Annotated in this window: 15 protein-coding genes; all 15 read right to left on the bottom strand. The window is 68.4% G+C overall.

Annotated features, from left to right (window positions below; all coding sequences use genetic code 11):
- Nucleotides 1-12 precede the first annotated feature (12 nt).
- Complete coding sequence (locus ACYVIH_RS04310; protein ID WP_460866423.1) at nt 13-918, bottom strand: hypothetical protein; 906 nt, start codon at nt 916-918, stop codon at nt 13-15.
- Nucleotides 915-1,457, bottom strand: coding sequence for a GNAT family N-acetyltransferase (locus ACYVIH_RS04305; protein ID WP_460866421.1), 543 nt, complete (start codon nt 1,455-1,457; stop codon nt 915-917). The genes ACYVIH_RS04310 and ACYVIH_RS04305 overlap by 4 nt, the downstream gene beginning before the upstream one ends.
- Entirely contained in the window at nt 1,454-2,314 is an 861-nt protein-coding gene (locus tag ACYVIH_RS04300) for a hypothetical protein (RefSeq protein ID WP_460866419.1), read from the bottom strand. Before ACYVIH_RS04300 ends, ACYVIH_RS04305 begins: the two co-directional genes overlap by 4 nt.
- A 75-nt stretch (nt 2,315-2,389) precedes the next feature.
- A complete protein-coding gene (locus ACYVIH_RS04295) occupies nt 2,390-2,878 on the bottom strand; it encodes a hypothetical protein (protein WP_460866416.1) in 489 nt (162 codons plus the stop codon).
- 80 nt (nt 2,879-2,958) lie between these two features.
- Nucleotides 2,959-3,345, bottom strand: coding sequence for a hypothetical protein (locus ACYVIH_RS04290; RefSeq protein WP_460866414.1), 387 nt, complete (start codon nt 3,343-3,345; stop codon nt 2,959-2,961).
- A gap of 83 nt (nt 3,346-3,428) precedes the next feature.
- Nucleotides 3,429-5,501 (bottom strand): fibronectin type III domain-containing protein, encoded by a 2,073-nt coding sequence (locus tag ACYVIH_RS04285; protein WP_460866412.1) that lies wholly within the window; start codon nt 5,499-5,501, stop codon nt 3,429-3,431.
- 71 nt (nt 5,502-5,572) lie between these two features.
- Entirely contained in the window at nt 5,573-7,192 is a 1,620-nt protein-coding gene (locus ACYVIH_RS04280) for a hypothetical protein (protein ID WP_460866409.1), read from the bottom strand.
- Nucleotides 7,193-7,284: 92 nt separating this feature from the next.
- Nucleotides 7,285-8,526 (bottom strand): SMP-30/gluconolactonase/LRE family protein, encoded by a 1,242-nt coding sequence (locus ACYVIH_RS04275; RefSeq protein ID WP_460866408.1) that lies wholly within the window; start codon nt 8,524-8,526, stop codon nt 7,285-7,287.
- A 23-nt stretch (nt 8,527-8,549) separates the two neighbouring features.
- Complete coding sequence (locus tag ACYVIH_RS04270; RefSeq protein WP_460866405.1) at nt 8,550-9,137, bottom strand: signal peptidase I; 588 nt, start codon at nt 9,135-9,137, stop codon at nt 8,550-8,552.
- Between the two features lie 156 nt (nt 9,138-9,293).
- Entirely contained in the window at nt 9,294-9,845 is a 552-nt protein-coding gene (locus tag ACYVIH_RS04265) for a TasA family protein (protein ID WP_460866403.1), read from the bottom strand.
- A 250-nt stretch (nt 9,846-10,095) separates the two neighbouring features.
- Nucleotides 10,096-10,638 carry a hypothetical protein gene (locus ACYVIH_RS04260; RefSeq protein ID WP_460866401.1) on the bottom strand — a complete coding sequence of 181 codons (543 nt, stop codon included), beginning with the start codon at nt 10,636-10,638 and terminating at the stop codon, nt 10,096-10,098.
- A gap of 79 nt (nt 10,639-10,717) precedes the next feature.
- Nucleotides 10,718-11,584, bottom strand: a complete 867-nt coding sequence (locus tag ACYVIH_RS04255; protein ID WP_460866399.1) for a phospholipase D-like domain-containing protein — start codon at nt 11,582-11,584, stop codon at nt 10,718-10,720.
- Nucleotides 11,581-13,443: a hypothetical protein gene (locus ACYVIH_RS04250; RefSeq protein ID WP_460866397.1), complete on the bottom strand. Its 1,863-nt coding sequence runs from the start codon at nt 13,441-13,443 to the stop codon at nt 11,581-11,583. The genes ACYVIH_RS04255 and ACYVIH_RS04250 overlap by 4 nt, the downstream gene beginning before the upstream one ends.
- Before the next feature lie 414 nt (nt 13,444-13,857).
- Nucleotides 13,858-14,937: a tyrosine-type recombinase/integrase gene (locus ACYVIH_RS04245; protein WP_460866395.1), complete on the bottom strand. Its 1,080-nt coding sequence runs from the start codon at nt 14,935-14,937 to the stop codon at nt 13,858-13,860.
- Nucleotides 14,938-15,060: 123 nt separating this feature from the next.
- Entirely contained in the window at nt 15,061-15,426 is a 366-nt protein-coding gene (locus tag ACYVIH_RS04240; protein WP_460866392.1) for a helix-turn-helix transcriptional regulator, read from the bottom strand.
- Nucleotides 15,427-15,791: the final 365 nt, after the last annotated feature.

Here is a 15,791-nt window from a genome sequence, read left to right as displayed (position 1 = left end):
GCTCGGCCCTTGTCAGTCGTAGGAGATGACCCGCCAGCCTGCCAGGAACTCCTCGCTCGGGACGGCGTGCGGGACCGAGGCGTCGGGGTCGAACTGCCGGTGGGTCAGGTCGATGACCATGCCGCGGACCTCGACCACGGTGTGCGGAGCGCCCGCGGCGACGTAGAGGTGCTCGTCGGTGGCGTCCAGGTCCACGGTGCGGGCGTCGGTCTCACCGATCGAGTGCAGGTAGTCGGCGAACGACTCCGAGACCTCACAGCACATGCCCGACGCCCACTCGGAGACCTGGCAGCACGCGGCGTACGGCTCTCCGTCCTCGCTGCCGAAGTAGTCCTCGGCCCATTCGGCGGCTTGGTCGTAGGAGGGCGGTGGCCCGACTGGCGGCGATGTCGGCTCGACCTGGGCGAGCACCGGTTCGACGAACGAGCGCGCCACGTCGACGTCCTGGTGCTCCAGGAAGCCGTCGAACTCGGACAGCAGCGCTGCGACCCGCTCTGCGGGCACGATGCGGGCTGGCTGGTAAAGGTCTCCGTCGAGGTCGCGGCACTCCTCGTCGACGATGTCGGCGTCGTGCTGGCCGCGCACGTCGATCAGGCTGCCGTCGGGGGCTTGCACGTAGGCGTGCCGCAGGCTGGTGTAGGTGCCTGCCGGGTCGGTGGGGCCGTCGGCGAGGGTGCGCAGGTGTACGGGCCAGCCGGTGCGCTCGGAGATCGCGACCGCGAGCGCGAGGCACTGTCCGTTGTGGTAGACCCAGTCGGCGTTGTCGTCGAGCACGCCCGGTGTCACCTCGACGGGGTTGCCGGAGGAGTCGAGGACCTCGACCGGATGCTCGGGCAGCATCAGGTCGGCCTCCGCGTGGGACGACGGTGCGAACTGTCCGCCACGGGGGACGCCCGCGGCGATCCTGGGCTGGCTCATGGCGTGTTGCATCGCCAGCACCGGCGCACCGGCTCCGCGGCGTGCTCACCGAGATCGTGTGCGCTCAGGTAGCCGACGCACGCACGGCACCGCTCAGCAGCGCCGTCGATGTCGAGGCCGCACTGGACGCACCGGTACTCGGCGCCCATCAACGACCTGTCGCCGAGCGCCCTGTCCCAGACCCGGCGAGCCACCGGAGTCTCGAAGTAGGCGGTCTCGAAGCATGCCCCTGGGTGCTCCTCGGCCAGCGAGCGCAGCATCGACGCGGCCACGCCACGTCCACGGAACGACGGCCTGGTGGAGATGTAGTCGACCCGGATCGTCGGACCGTCGGGATCGTCAACGTCGACGTCGTAGGTGACGCATCCGGCCAGTTGCCCGTTGATGAGGCCTTCGACGACCCGGTGCCCGTACTGCGGCTCCCCGGGGCGGACCACCGGCTGCCAACCAGGCAGCCCCAAGGGCGCCTCGGCCCGTGCGGTCGCGGCGAACTGGCCGCCAGCGGGAGTGCCCCGGGGGACGCGGACGGCGGCGCTCACAGCCGGATCCCGGACTCGCCTCGGTAGCGGGAGGTGAACTGGCCCCCGGTGGGGACGCCTCGGGAGACCCGCCGTTGGCCGCCCCCCGCCTTCACGGCCTTGCCGACGAACCCGTGACGGCCCTGCTTGATCTGCACCTCGATCCGCTCACCCTTGGCGTTGGTGAACGGCCGGGAGTTCGCAGGTTCCTGCTCTATGCCGAGGTAGCCGTAGGCGCCGGAGCAGTAGTTGCCTCCGCCGTCGTAGCGGTCCTCGCGGTTGTACTCGTTGTTGCCATAGATCGCCCCGCCGGTGCCGTGGGTCCAGCGGACCTTGTCAAGCCGGGCGAAGAACGCCTTGCCCAGTGACGAGGCGCGGGCATGGTCGACGGCATGGTTGTTCTCGTCGACCTCCCACACGACCGTCTTGGTGTCCTTGTCGAACCGGACCGAGCAGTCGGTGCTGTGGAAGGTCGTGGTCCGGTTGGTCGGGTAGCCCATCTCGGACTGGAGGACCCGCGACGGCCTCCCGACAGCCATGGAACGGCCCGCAGCGGGGTCCCACCGGGAGGAGACCTTGCGCTCCAGCGCCCACTGGACGTCCTCGAAGGCGGCCTCGTCGGCGTTCCGCTCGTCGTAGTAGCCGAAGGCCCGCGACGAGTGCGCCCGGCGCTTCTTGTCCAGGAACTCGAAGACGCCCTTCCGATAGGCGTCCGGGTCCGTCTGCTGCTTGCGGGTTAGGCCCTTCCAACACTCCTGGGTGAGGTTGAAGACCTTCTCCTTGTGCGCCCGGTCAACCTCCTGGATCTCCTGGCGGAAGGAGGCAAACTCCGCGGACGGCAACTTGAACTCCCCGCGTTCCCACTCGTAGTTGCTCATCGGTGCCTCCCACGGCTCGTCGGGTCGATCATCGGTGGGGTGCGCGGGGGAGAGGGGCAGCGCCGGTGGTGCGGTTCAGGCCGGTTCGGGGTCCCCGCCGAGGAAGAAGGTCCGGGTGCCACTCACGACGTCGAGGATCGCGGTGAGGTCGTCGTGGCTGTCCGGGGTGGTGTCGTCGCCACCACCGGTCAGCACCTCGATCGCAGGCACCGTCTGGTCGGTTCCCATCAGCGACCGTTCGTGGCTGGCCAGGTGTCCGGTCACCATGCGAGCAACCATCCGCACCGAGGGCGAGGCGGACGCGGCGGCCCGGTCGATCTCCAGCCAGAGGCTGCTGCGGCGCCGTGCGCCCGGGTAGTGCCCGAGGTCGCACAGGACGGCGGCCTCGTGGCTCCCGAGGGCGTCGAGGATCCGTACGGCTGCGGCGGTGGCGCTGACCTGGGCGGGGGTGCTGCCGGAGTCGACGGGACGGGTCACCAGCGCGAGGTAGACCTCCAGGTCGGTGGGGCCGGGGGTGTGGGCAGGTTCCTGGGTGCCCAGCGGTGGCAGTACATGGGTGGTCATGCCATCTAGGTGTGCGGCGAGAACGCTCGATCTCACCGGTACCCGCCGGTAACCCAGCAGATGGTGGCGTCCCCGTTGGGTCAGTGGTGCTGGGGCGGGTCCACCTCGGCGATGATGCCGAAGGCGGTCGCCATCCTCAGCGGTGTGATCTCGTCTCCGTAGGCGTCGTGGTAGCCGCGGCAGATCGCCATGTCGCCACCGTCGGGGGCGTACGGGAGGGTCTGGTGGCAGGAGAACGCGGTGTCGGCTTCCCGACTGGACTCGACCATGTCCTTCAGCCGTCCGGGCGCCAGGTGCATCAGGTTCCCGGCCCGGAACACGCATGTTGAGCATCGCTCGCGGAGCACGTGCACGCGGCCGTCGCGGAAGGGCGGCCTGGACTCCGGGTATTCTCCGAGGTCGTCGTAGGCGTCGGCAGCCGCGTCCTCGTCGAAGGCGGGGTCGTGGCGCTGCTGCTCGGTGCTCATCGGCTCTCCGGTGCTGTGGTGGTGTGCCTGCTGTCTATCACGTGTCCGGCGACCGTACGCGGCCTCACCGAGCAGCGCCCTGCTCAGCCCAGCGGGGTGATGACGACCTTGCCGTGTCCGCTCCACACACCCGTGCTGGTGGACCGGCCCGAGGCGGTCGTCGCGACGAACGAACCGCCACCGCCACCGTTGTTCTCACCACCGCCACCGCCGGAGTAGCCGCCACCACCACCGGCGTCTGCGTCGCGGCCGGAACCGCCGCCGCCGTAGCCGCCGTCTGCGTAGGAGCCGTTTCCTCCGTTGCCGGGGTAGGCGCCACCGCCGGGTGCGCTGCTGCCGCTTCCGCCTGCGCTGTAGAACCCGCCTCCCGAGCCCGCCTGGCCACTACTGACGGAGCCACCGCCGTAGCCGTTGGTGCCCCCGGACCCGCCGCCACCGCTCGGCCTCGTGCCGCTGGTACCGGCCTGGCCGGGGTCACCGGTGTAGGAGTTGAATCCGCCGCCACCGCCGCCTGCGATGACCAGAGGGGTGTTCCCGGGGCCGACGACGAACGTGCCGCCACCGCCACCGCCACCGGTGCTCCGGTCGGTGCCCTGCTGGCCAACCAGGATGGCCAGGACCGTTCCGGCGTCGAACTGGAACGTGCCGCTGGCGTAGGCACCCTTGCCGCCCAACCGGGAGCCGTCGGCGCCGCCCTGGGCGCCCCACGTCTCGATCTTGTAGGAGCCGGTGACCGGGATCGTGTAGTGCTGGAGGGTCCCGGAGGGGCCGCTGCTCGTGGCGCCGAAGGACTGCGGTTCCGAGGGGAGCGCGACCGCGTTCGACGGTGCCGACTCCACGCTCGTGCCGATCTCGTTCGTGGCGGTCACGGTGAACCGGTAGGAGACGCCCTGCCGCAGCCCCGGCACGGTGATCGGGCTGCTGGTGCCGCTGACCTGAAGGGTGCCGTCGGTTGACGCCACGGTGTACCCGCTGATCGGCTTGCCGCCGTCGTCGTCGGGGGTGGTGAACGAGACCACGGCCGACGTGCCGTTGAGCCCTGCGGTGACACCGGTCGGTGCGCTCGGTGCAATCGGGACGGGGCCTCCGTCGCGGGTCAGCCAGATCATCCCGGCCCGGGCCACGGTGCCCTCGACGCCGCCCGCAGTGAGGTGGTGCATGTGGAACCAGCGGCCCCCGGCACGGTCGATCCGGGTCAGCGCCATGTAGGCGTCCAGACCGCTGGGGTAGCGCCAGGTCGCGACCGGGATCACGTCGGGGGCGATGCCGGTGATCGCCGACATCGAGTCCCACGAGCCAGTGCTACCGGAGTCGATGCTCGGGAACTCAGGGTCGGTGTCGGCGTTGAGGCTGGTGTAGCCCCAGGCCCCGCCGTCGTTGTTGATGTACCCGGTGGAGGTGATCAGTGGGACCGCGTTGGTCGAGTCGTTTCCCGCGGTGAACACTCGCTTACCAGCGTCGTAGGCCTGTTGCAGGAGAGCCGCGTCACCGGCGGTGATCGCCCACACGGCCTGGTCAGCCACGACGATGTCGTAGGGCTCCAGGTCAGCGAGCGTGGTCGCGTCGAGCGCGTAGGTGACGTCGGTGAACCCGAGCGCCGCCAACTGCTGCCCAGTGAACCCGGTGCCCATGCCCTGGCTCTCGCGGGCGTCGCGGATCACGACCACGCGAGGGGATCGGATCGCCTCGGCGGAGGCCGAGTTGGTGCCCACGGTCGGGTCCGGGATCGCGGTCGGGCTGGTCGTGTCCAGCCACTGCCGCCGGTACGCCCGGACCGTGTAGTGGTTCGTCCCCGCCAGCGGTCGGGTGTCGGTCCAGGACACGTTCGCGCGACCGGTCGCGGTGTGCACCACGGTGTAGGGACCGGCGAGCGATCCGGCCCGGTAGATCTGGTAGCCGTCGACCCATTCGCTGGGGGAGGGCTTCCAGTCCAGCCGGATCGAGATGTCGCGGGCCTCGGCGTCAGGAGCCAGGCCGAGGTCGCTCGGCGGATCCAGGACGGTCGCGGTGAGCCCGGTCGCGGCCAGCAGGTCGTGGTCGGTGAACAGCGCCTGCGACACCCCCGCGCCGGTTCCGGCCAGGGTCGCAGCGACGGCGGTGAGGATAACGATCAGGGTCGCCAGGGCCCGGCGCAGCCGGGTGGGTCGATGGGTCATCTGGTCGCTTCCTCGCGCGGTCTTCAGTCTCCTGGAGACATGCGTAGGCCCCGGTCACCCGGCGGCGGGGCCTACTGCTCGACGAGGCTGAAGTCTCCGACCCGGTCGCTGGCGGCCTCGCTCGGGCCACCCAGGCCGACGCCGTGCTTGGTCGCGCCCTGATGCGTGCTCGTGGTGGCCGTGCCGAGGACCTCGCCGTTGGCCGAGACGCTGATCGTGGTGCCCTTCGCGTTGACGCGCAGGCTGGTCGACTGCGCTGAGGCAAACGACTTCAGTGTGGAAAGCGCTCCGTTGACCATCTGCTCCAGCCGGACCTCGAAGACGGTGCGGGTCTTCGTCTCCGACCCGACCACGCCGGTGCGGGTCGACCCGGTCTTGGTGTCGCCGGAGTTCTGTGCCGAGGCGCCCCAGTAGTAGTCATAGCCGGTGAAGGACTGGCGGGTGCTGCCGGTCCAGCCGCTCCCATAAGGGCTGGTCGACCAGTAGTAGGAGTAGCCCGAGAAGGACGAACGGGTGGAGCCGGTCCAGTACGAGGGGCTGGGGGCGTAAGAGGATGTGGACCAGTAGTAGCCCGTGAACGTGTTGGTGTAGCCGTAGTTGGCGGTGAGCGAGCGTGACCGGACGTAGTAGTTGTATGCCCCCGGCCCTCCTCGGTTGGAGCAACTCGAACCGCGGCCCTGAACGTCGAAGACCAGATAGCCATGTTCGTACCTGTCAACCGGCGTGCTGCTGAAGCACACGTAACCGTCCCCATAGGCACCCCAGGGGCCGGGGGTGTAGCCGGTGATGCCGTAGGTGGATGTGTACCCAGCGATCTGGTACTCGGTCTGATAGTTGGCCTGCTGGTACTGGTACTCGGTCTGATAGTTGGCGTGCTGCCACTGGTACTCGGTGCCGTAGATCGGGTCCTCGTAGGTCTCGGTGGCGCGGCGTGCGCGAGCGCGCAGCCAGTCGTTGCCGTCGGCCACCCGGAAGTAGATCGACTCGCCTGAGCCGACCGGGGTCTCCAGGTCGATGGCGACGTCGGAAACCCCCGTCTCGACCACCGACATTGGGTTCGAGATGGCTGCCGTGGTGGTGGCCGCGTCGCCGTCGGTGCGGCTCCAGGTGCCGTTGACGTCGGTCCACGCGTAGCCGCCGGACTCGACTGGCCCCAGCCCACCGGTGCCGGAGAAGGTGTCGGAGATGGAGACGATGTTGGTGCCCTCGCCGACGTTGGTGGTCCCGGAGATCCAGTTCACTCGGAAGGCCTTGACCTGGTAGTACGAGGTGCCCTGCGGTGCGGCGTCGTCAGACCAGGCGGTGGTGTTCCGGCCGGTGACGGTCGCGATCTCGGTCCAGGGTCCGCCTGAAGCGGTGGCGCGGAAGATCTTGTAGCCGTCCGCGTACTGCGACGGAGTCGGCTGCCACGACAGCGACAGTCCCTTCCCGACGCGCTCGACTGCGAGGTTGCCCGGCGCTGCCAGGACGTCGGCGGCGACCGAGTTGTTGCCGACGACGGCACCGGCGGTGAACAGCGCCTGGGAGGTGCTGGTGCCGAGTGTGGCGGTGATGGCCAGCGTGCAGATGGCGCTGGCGGCGAGCGCAACGGCGCGGCGTGACCCGGTCGGCCTTCGGCCAGCGCTGACCGCGGCCTTCTTGTGCCGGGGCGCGGGGGTGCGCGGCGACTCGCTGCTGGGTGGCAGCCGCATCTGCTCGCTCCTATCTGCCGGGTGCTCGGGCACCCTGCGACATGCGTAGACGGTGTGGCTCCGCGCCCCACAAGGCGGCGGTGCCTTCCGCGTCAGGGACGTTCGATCCGCCAGAGCCCGCCGTTGCCGGACCAGAGCGTGTAGTAGAGGGTGCGGCCGTCGGTGTTGAGCCCGATCGGGGTGTCCAGGTCCGCGACCGCGGTCTCGGCGGCGCCGGTGGTGAGGTTGATCTTGACGATCCGCCCCTTGGCGCTGGCGTTGCCGGTCTCCTCGGCGACGTAGAGCGACGTGCCGCTGGAGATCATGCCCCAGGGTCGGCCGTTGAGCCGGGCGAGCCTGCGCACCGTGCCGTTTGGTGCCCGGTGCATCACGTCGTAGCCGTTGCCCGCGTACATGTTGCCGATCGCGTCGACCATGATCGCGTAGGAGTCGCTGAGCCCAGTCCAGATAAGACCGCGGTCGTAGGCGACGGTCGCGGACGAGTTCAACTCGATCTTGCGGATGGCGTTGAGGTGCGGCTGGGCGAGGTAGAGAAAGTGGCCGTCGGTGGCCAGGTGTCCCGTCGCGCTGCCGAAGTCGCCGATCTGCTGGTAGGCGCCTGTGTCGGGGTTCACGCGATACAACTGGCCGGTGCTTTGGTTGGCCGCGTACAGCCAGCCCTCGTAGTAGAGGACGCTCGTCACCTTCGGGATCTGCGCCAGCAGCGTCCACCGCTTCAGGTCCACGGTGGCCTTGTAGATGCCTGGTGCTGGCTTGTAGTCGCGGGAAGCGGCGTAGAAGTTGTCGCCGTCCGAAGCGATCTGGTACAGCCCACGGGTGCCCTCGCCGACGACGATGGTCTTGATCTGCTCCTCCGGAGGAGGCAGGTCCTCAGGAGCCTGGTCGGGCTGGGATGGCACCGGAACGGTGGCCTGGCCGGGGGTCGTGGCGCCGCTGACCCAGTTGTAGGCAATCGCCTGCACCCGGTAGTAGTACGTCTCTCCGGCCTCCGGTTCGGTGTCGGAGTAGGCGAGGGTGCTGCGCCCCTGGACGGTCGCGATCGTGGTCCACGGTCCGTCGGCGGACGGGCCGCGCTGGATGGCGTATCCGGTGGTGTAGGACGAGGGGGAGGGCTGCCAGGCGAGGACGTTCGATGTCTCGGAGCGCGACGTGACCAGGCCGGTCGGCGCAGCGAGGACGTCGGCGACGAATGCTCCCTGAGCCCCGGCGCGGTCGGTGAACGTCGCGGCTGTGCTGGGCACCTGACCCGAAGCGGACGCGGCCGCAAACGTGGTGCCTGCTGCTGTGAGGGCTGCCGCGACCGAGCCGAGGCGAGCCATCCGGATGCGCTTCATCGTTGGTCCCCCTCCGTGCACAGTCAGGCTGCGACTGCGACCGCGTCCATCTCCGACTCGGACTGGTCGGCGGCGGCGTCACGCTCCGAGGCGTCGTCAAGGTCCTCGCTGCGGCGTGCGGCCAGGCTGGCGCGCACGCTGTTGATCTGCGAGACCAGGATCAGCGCGAGGGTCGGTCCGTAGGTGACCAGCATGCCCAGTGGCGACAGCAGGAACTGCGCGATGTAGCCGCCCTTGGGGAAGTGCGTGGTCGGCTGACCGACCACATTGGACGCGGCGACGAGGTCCGGGTCCGGCGCGTTGTTGGCGTCACCTTGGGTGCGCAGGTACAGGTCGCCCTTGATGTCGTGCTGGGAGACCACCCGGTGCGTGGTCATCTCCCCAGGGCTGGTCCAGAACGTGATGATGTCGCCCGACTGCGGGTTCTCCCGGTTGGTCACGTCGAGAAGTACGGCGTCACCGACGGCGTACTTCGGCGCCATCGACCCACCAGCGATGGTGAGGAGGCGGTAGTCGTTGTGCTGGGCCAGGAGCAGACCGGCTGCGAAGAGCAACTGGACCGCGAGAAGGATGTAAGCCGTGGCGGTGAGTACGGGCTTGACGAGCCGCATGGTGTCCCTCCGGTCCTACGAGGTGAGGTTGGTGGCGGCGCGCAACGAGAGGCGCGCCGGTGGCACACCGGGAGAGCGCCGTAGCGCTAGTTCGAGGCGTGCTGGTGCAGATCGGGTGGCGCCTCGGTCGCCGAGACGCCACCCGATCTTGGTGCCTCAGTTGTTCTTCGTCTGCTCCGCAGCGAAGTCGAACGTGGCGGTGACGGTCTTGCCCTGGAGGGCGTTGTCGGCCGCGATCGGCAGAGTGACCTTGAACTCCAGGTTCTCGGCCGCAGCAGCCGCCAGGACCCGGTCACCGGCCTGAGCGCCCTGCGTCGGGTCGCCGAACTTGAACGCCGACAGCGGGCCGTTGTAGACGCTCTTGCCGCCGGAGGTGACGTCGACGACCAGGGCGTCGGCGAGGATCTTGTCACCGACGTAGGTGCTGGTCACGGCGTAGCGCTGCTCCAGCGTGCCCGCGTTCTTGACGTTGATGGTGCCGGTCACCACGTCGCCGGGGGCCATGTTCGGGGCGACGAAGTCGACGGTCTTGTCCGCGACCAGGTCGATGGTGCCGCTGGTGAAGGTGTTGTTCTCCACCGTGTCAGCGTCGGTGAAGATCGCACCCGAGGTCAGCGTGGTGAGACCGCCAGCGGCGATCGCAGCGACAGCGATGGGGAGTGCGATGGCGCGGCGACGACGGTCGGCCTTGGTGGGGGTTGCTCCCATGACGGTATTCCCTTCCGGGGATGTGTTATCGGGGTGACCCGCCTCCGCAGGTGGGTCGTGCTGGTGGGGCTCCCTCGGCTTGCCGCTCTGGGTGGCTCCGAACTTGGACATGCGTAGGCCGCGCGGGTTTCTCCCCCAGCCTCAGAGGAAGTTGGTAAAGATTCGGCTGCGCTCGGGCAACGCACGGCCCACAGACGCGCAACAGCCCGGGCGGCAAACGTCACCCGGGCTGTGGAATCGGCGCGTGGGGCTACTCGCGGACCTGGACCGCGTCGAAGCGCAGCACCCAGTCGGAGGTACCACCCTGCAAGGAGTCGTCAGCGGTCAGCGGCATCGACACCGCGATCGCCAGTTCCTCTCCCTCCAGCGGGTCGAGATGGCGGGGGAGCGTCTTCAGGTCCGCCAGCCGTCCGGTGTAGAGCACCTCGCCAGCCTCGTCGGAGAGGACCGCCTGGAGCGCACGCGCGTAGCGCCGGTCGGCGTGCTCGGGGTCAGCCAGTCGTGAGGTGATGGTGTACCGCTGGCGCAACGATCCCCGGTTCTCCACCGACACGGTGCCGGTGACGGTGTCCCCGGGGTCGATGTGGTTGTTGTCCAGGGTGAACTCGGTGCGTCGCTCTGCGTCGACGATGACCACGCCGTCCGTGTAGGAGCCGGTGTTCTCGTCCGCCGTGGAGAACAGCGCCCCACTGGTTAGCACGCCCAGCCCCGAAAGCATCACTCCGGCGATCAGCACGGGCACCACGACCGCCCGGCGGCGCCCCCGGCGAGCATCGGTCTCGGTTGCGTCCATGCGATGTCCCTTCCACGCGGTTGGTTTGCGCGGTGACATGCGTAGGAACGCGGTGCGTCGTTCCCCTCCTGGCAGGCGGTCAGGCCGCCTTGCGGGCCCGGCGAGGGCGGCCAGTCGTCGCGGACGCCTTCCGCCGGGTGGCCAGAGGAGCCGCTGCCTTCTTGGGGCGGGCAGGGTTGGCGGTCTTCCTCGTCGCCGCCTTCGTCTTCCGGGTCGCCGCCTTCTTACTCGTCTTGGTCGTCTTCGCGGTCCCGGTGCGGCTGCCCGTCCTCGTGGCCGTGCGGCGGGGCGAGGCGACGAGGGTGCTGCTCGTGGCGACGGCGCCCTTCGGGGTCGGCCTGGCGAGACGCCAGTTCATCGGCTCGGCTACCGAGGCGACGAGGGCGAACTCGGCCAGGTAGGCCTCGGCGATCGACGGGTCGTGGATCTCGACCGCGTTCTCGAAGGAGTCGTTGGCGTTGCCCGAGAAGTTGAACGATCCGGTCCACACCGCCAGCGGTACGAGCACACCGTCGATGACCGAGCAGCGGACGACGAACTTGTGGTGCATCAGCGGCTGATGGTGAGCCCCGGCGCCGTAGCCGACGCAGGAGATGGGGGCGAGGTTGAGGTCACCGAGGTCCGACAGCGGCTCGGGCAGCATGACCGCCGGGAGTCCGCCTCGCAGCGCGGCGTACCGCCTGGCGAGCGCCTGGCCGCGGACGTCGGCCTTCTTCCACCAGTTCTCCTTCTGCACGACCAGGCAGACCGGGCGCTTGGCGAGTGCTTCGAGGATCGTTCGTTCGGTGACCCAGGCGACGCAGCCGACGATGATGTCGGAGCCGTTGATGAACCGAAGCAGTGGTTGGCGCAGTTCCCCGAAGTGGGCGGTGGCGATCCCCTTGGGCGTGGAGGTGGGCCGCTGGCGAGGCGCGGTGTGCAGGGCGTGCAGCGGGGCGGAGGTCACCAGTCGTCCCTGTCGGGGCCTCCGGTGCGGACCGTGACGTCGCCGGACCGAGCCGCCCACTCGGACTCCTCAGCCGCCTCGCGCCTCTGCTTGCCGGTCGCCTTGCCCGGGTTAGCCACGGCGTGCCGGGCAGCGTTGGCCCGCTCGAAGCCGGTGAGCCGCTGCCCGTTCTCGTCACGGTCCCAGCCGACGTTGGGGTCGCCCATCTCGCGCCCGATCTCGGCCAGCGACCGTCCGCTGACCGGGGACCGATCCCCACCGCCCTGCTGCCTGCCACCGGAACCGCTGTCGGTGTACTCGTCGAGCGTGGGGGTGTGCCGGGCGATCTGGGATGGCGTCGGTGCCGGGTCCTTCGTCTCAGACACTCCGCGGCTGCGCAGCCAGGACTCCATCTCCCCGGTGGCCGCGAAGAAGGACTTGAAGACGCACGGCTCCTGGCCTTCGGGCTCGGCCGCGCCGGTGCCGCGACCGGCCGCGGGGTCGGAGGCCACGTTGCCGGGAACCTTCGGGACCCGCTGCGGGTCCGAGAGCACCAGTCGCCGGTTGTTCTCGGTCGGCTTGGAGCCCATCAGCACCTTGTGGTGCAGGTTGGTCCGCATCGCCGGGTCGATGCCGGTGGCGACCGAGGCGACCTGGCTGGAGATCAGCAGGTGCACGCCAACGAAGCGCAGTTCGGCCGCGATTCGCTTGATGTACTTCTCCAGCAGCGCCTTCTGGAGGTTGATCTCGTTGGCCTCGATCACCAGCGGGTGGTCCTTGGGCAACTTCGGGACCTTCTCGGGGAAGAAGAGTCCGGTCAACTCGTCGACCACCACCACGATCGGCCGGAACTGGTCCGACATGGACTCGGGCAAGTCGGTCCACTTCACGACGTTGTGCTTGGCGAGCACCTTGGCGCGACGCTCGCCCTCCTCCATCACCAGGGCCAGGGAGGTGACCGCGGCCGCGAGGTTGTCGCAGCCCCATCCGCCGGGACGGCAGAACGGCTTGCACCAGAGGAAGTCGACGGACTTGCTGGGCAGGTCGACAACGACGAGTTCGGCGCCGCGGGCCAGGCACCCCGCGATGTAGTCGTTGATCAGGACCGTCTTGCCGCCTCCGGAGATACCTCCGACCTGAGCGTGAGCACCGGCGAGCAGATCGAGGTAGAACTCCGGACCCTTGGTCTGCCCGGGCTCGGGCAACTTCATGCCGAGCGGGATCTTGGCCCAGTCCGCGTTCTTCAGTGAGAACTTCGGGACCGGCTTCTTGAAGGGGTAGGTCAGGACGCCGGGGAAGGTCGGCGGCTCGGACGGGATGATCCGGGCGGTGAGCCGCTGGGCGTTCGCCGAGACGTACCAGCCGTCGCGGCCGACGACCTGGGAGGCCACCTCGTCCAACTTGTCGTCGTGCTTCGACGGCACGTAGGTGCGTGGCAGTTGCAGGTCGAAGCCACCGTCAGAGGAGGACTTCACCTGGACCTCCCAGGGCTTGACGCCAAGGGCCACTGCGACAGCGCCGCGGCAGCGTGCCTCGTCTTCGGTGAGCCGGGTCAGGGTGGCCTTGCCGAGGAACGGCTCGAAGCGGGTCATCTCGTAGCCGTCGTACTGGTCGGCCAACTTGATCGCCACCTTGTCGCCGTCCGACGGCTTGGTGCCGCGGGCGAGCCGCACCTCGAAGGAGTCGGTGGTCTTGTTCTGGGTGACCTCGGTGACCGCGGCCTGCCGGGACGCCGTGGCGGTACCACCGGCGGGGTCGATCGTGTCGACCTCGAACCCGTCCCCGTACTTCTCGGTGATCAACTTCAGCAGGGCGCGCTGGTGCTTCGCAGGGTTGAAGCCCTGGGGCAGTTTGATGGTGACCCGCTCGATGCTGCTCACGGTCTGGAGAGTCCTCTTCGCATGTGGCTGGTGGTGACCGGAGACATGCGTAGGTGTGGACTCCGCGAACCTCGCGTCGTAAGCGTGGGGCGGCCGGGAGATTTGAACCTCCCCACGGTTACCCCACGGAAATGACCGCAAAAGCCGTACTAAGGGATCCGAGGCGGACAAACAAAAATGGCCTCTGACCTGGGCGGAAGCCCAAGAGAGACCAAGATCGCAAAAGAGTGCAGAAGTCTTCAAACGCTTACCAGGGGTCAAGGGGTCGCAGGTTCAAATCCTGTCAGCCCGACCAAAAAACCGGCTCTGACCTGCGGAAACGCTAGTCAGGGCCGGTTGCCATTTCTGCCTGTTCTTGGCTTGTTGGACGTTTACTGGTCGTAAACGTTCTCGGTTTCGTGTGGGTTGGGGCCTTCAACGGTCTGTCTGGCGGGACTCTGGTCGGCCGTCGGATCCGTCGGCGAAGGCCTGCAGGAGCTCTGCGTGGTCAGCCGCCACCGATGGCCTGGCGATGTAGTGCTCGAGAGTGATCTGGCTCGAAGAGTGGCCGAGCTGCCGGGAGGCTTCCTCGCTACCGACCTGCTCGGAGATCAAGGTCGCCACCGTCTTGCGGAACGTGTGAGGAGTGACCCACTCGAAGCCTGTGTCCCTGCGGATGGCCCGCCAGCGCCGCTCGATGTTGACTACCTGGTGCCACGTGCCGTTCCTCGTGACGAACACCGCGTCAAGCGCGTTGGGCTCAGACTCGGCGCGGCGCCGCCCCAGCATCGTGACTGCGAACTCAGGAAGGACGATGGTCCGGACGCTCGCGTCGGACTTCGGGGTCGGCTTGCGGTAGGTGCCCTTTCCGCGCTCGGTCTTGATCGTTCCGGTCACCGTGAGCGTCGGACGGGTCCCATCAAGCGAGATGTCGGACCAGCGCAGTGCCAGGACTTCTCCGATCCGACAGCCGGTGGCGAGCATCAGGTCGATGATGTCGGCCATGTCGCTCGAGGGCTTGGGACCGGGACGGTCGCTGGTCGCCCAGAGTCGAACCGCAGCTCTGATCTCGCCAAGCTGCTCCGGTCGTAGGGCCTTGGTCTCTCTCTTCGGTCTATGGACCTTGCTCGTGGAGCGCGCCGGGTTGACCGGCAGGACGTCGTGGCGAACCGCCAGGTCGAGCATGGCACCAAGTACGAGCTTCGCCTTGCGTTGACGGTTGACGCTCCGCTCCCTCGTCTTCAGCAGGAAACGGTCGAGTCGCCCGGTCGTGACTTCCCGCAGGCGCAGGCCGCCCAGCGCGGGGAGGACGACCTTCTCGAGTATGCGGCGGTACTCGTTGATCGTGCTGGCCTCGATGCGCTGCTCACTGTCGAGATGGGCGAGCCAGTAGCGGGCCAGCTCGTGAAGCCGGGTGTCTGGAGTGATCTCCTCTCCTCCCGGTCGCGCACGCTCCGCCAACAGTCCACGCAGAGCGCGCTCGGCGGCTGCCTTGCTGCTGGCCGTGGCGGTCACCCGCCTCGTATGACCGTCGAAGTCCCGGAACCTGGCCATGGCGCGGTAGACACCGGGACGCACGCGGTCGGTCGAGATGGCGCCCCAAGAGCCGAGCGGAAGGGGCGGTCTGGCCATGGAAGCTCAGGACCGTCGACGGCGTGTCATGGCCACACCGGCACGGGGATCCCGGGATCTTCCACGGACCGAGTCGGTCTGAATCTCGCCGTCCGAAGGCGCGTGACCTGCTGGCTGGAGCTCCTTGCCGGCGGGCACCCCCTCGTCTGGGGTGGTTGAGGCAACCACCGCTTCCTGGTGGGCCAGGATCCAGTCGTCCAGGTCTGATCTCCGAAACCTCAGGCAGCCGCCCATCTTGATGGCCCTCGGACCGAAGCCGGCGCGCCGGGTCCGCCACGTGTAAAGCGTCGCCTTGGGAATGGCCAGGTAGTTGGCCGCCTCGTCGATGGTGAGAAGAGGGTCCGTCGGCTCCTTACTTGCTGTCGTGCTCATGAGTCGGTCCTTCGCTGGTGTGCGTGACACTGCTCCCCAGTAGGCGGGCCTTGCGTCGTCTCATGGACAACGTCTCGGCGCTCCACCACGACGTGAGGAGAAGTGGACAGCTGAACGACATCCCCGGATCTGCGCTCCGGATCGACTGGTGAGGAACCTGGTGAGAGGTCTGGTGAGGTGTCCTGTGTCTCCTGGCTGCAGTCATGGGTGCGCTGTCCACAAGTGTGCGAGCCGGGTGCCTATGCGGCCAGAGAGGAGCACTGGTGATGCGACGTGTCTGTCAAAGTCCGCATAGTCACATCTTGTGGCATCTCGGCTGGCTCCCTATGGTGAGTCCCATTCGTGTGCGGAAGCTCGGGGGAGCT

The organism is Nocardioides pakistanensis, assembly GCF_054781215.1.
The sequence above is the reverse complement of the archived record's forward strand: the minus strand, read 5'-3'. Positions and strand labels throughout refer to the sequence as shown.

Coding starts and splice junctions, on each gene's coding strand:
- ACYVIH_RS04310 (WP_460866423.1), bottom strand. CDS start 918: ATGAGCCAGCCCAGGATCGCCGCGGGCGTCCCCCGTGGCGGACAGTTC.
- ACYVIH_RS04300 (WP_460866419.1), bottom strand. CDS start 2,314: ATGAGCAACTACGAGTGGGAACGCGGGGAGTTCAAGTTGCCGTCCGCG.
- ACYVIH_RS04295 (WP_460866416.1), bottom strand. CDS start 2,878: ATGACCACCCATGTACTGCCACCGCTGGGCACCCAGGAACCTGCCCAC.
- ACYVIH_RS04290 (WP_460866414.1), bottom strand. CDS start 3,345: ATGAGCACCGAGCAGCAGCGCCACGACCCCGCCTTCGACGAGGACGCG.
- ACYVIH_RS04285 (WP_460866412.1), bottom strand. CDS start 5,501: ATGACCCATCGACCCACCCGGCTGCGCCGGGCCCTGGCGACCCTGATC.
- ACYVIH_RS04280 (WP_460866409.1), bottom strand. CDS start 7,192: ATGCGGCTGCCACCCAGCAGCGAGTCGCCGCGCACCCCCGCGCCCCGG.
- ACYVIH_RS04275 (WP_460866408.1), bottom strand. CDS start 8,526: ATGAAGCGCATCCGGATGGCTCGCCTCGGCTCGGTCGCGGCAGCCCTC.
- ACYVIH_RS04270 (WP_460866405.1), bottom strand. CDS start 9,137: ATGCGGCTCGTCAAGCCCGTACTCACCGCCACGGCTTACATCCTTCTC.
- ACYVIH_RS04265 (WP_460866403.1), bottom strand. CDS start 9,845: ATGGGAGCAACCCCCACCAAGGCCGACCGTCGTCGCCGCGCCATCGCA.
- ACYVIH_RS04260 (WP_460866401.1), bottom strand. CDS start 10,638: ATGGACGCAACCGAGACCGATGCTCGCCGGGGGCGCCGCCGGGCGGTC.
- ACYVIH_RS04240 (WP_460866392.1), bottom strand. CDS start 15,426: ATGAGCACGACAGCAAGTAAGGAGCCGACGGACCCTCTTCTCACCATC.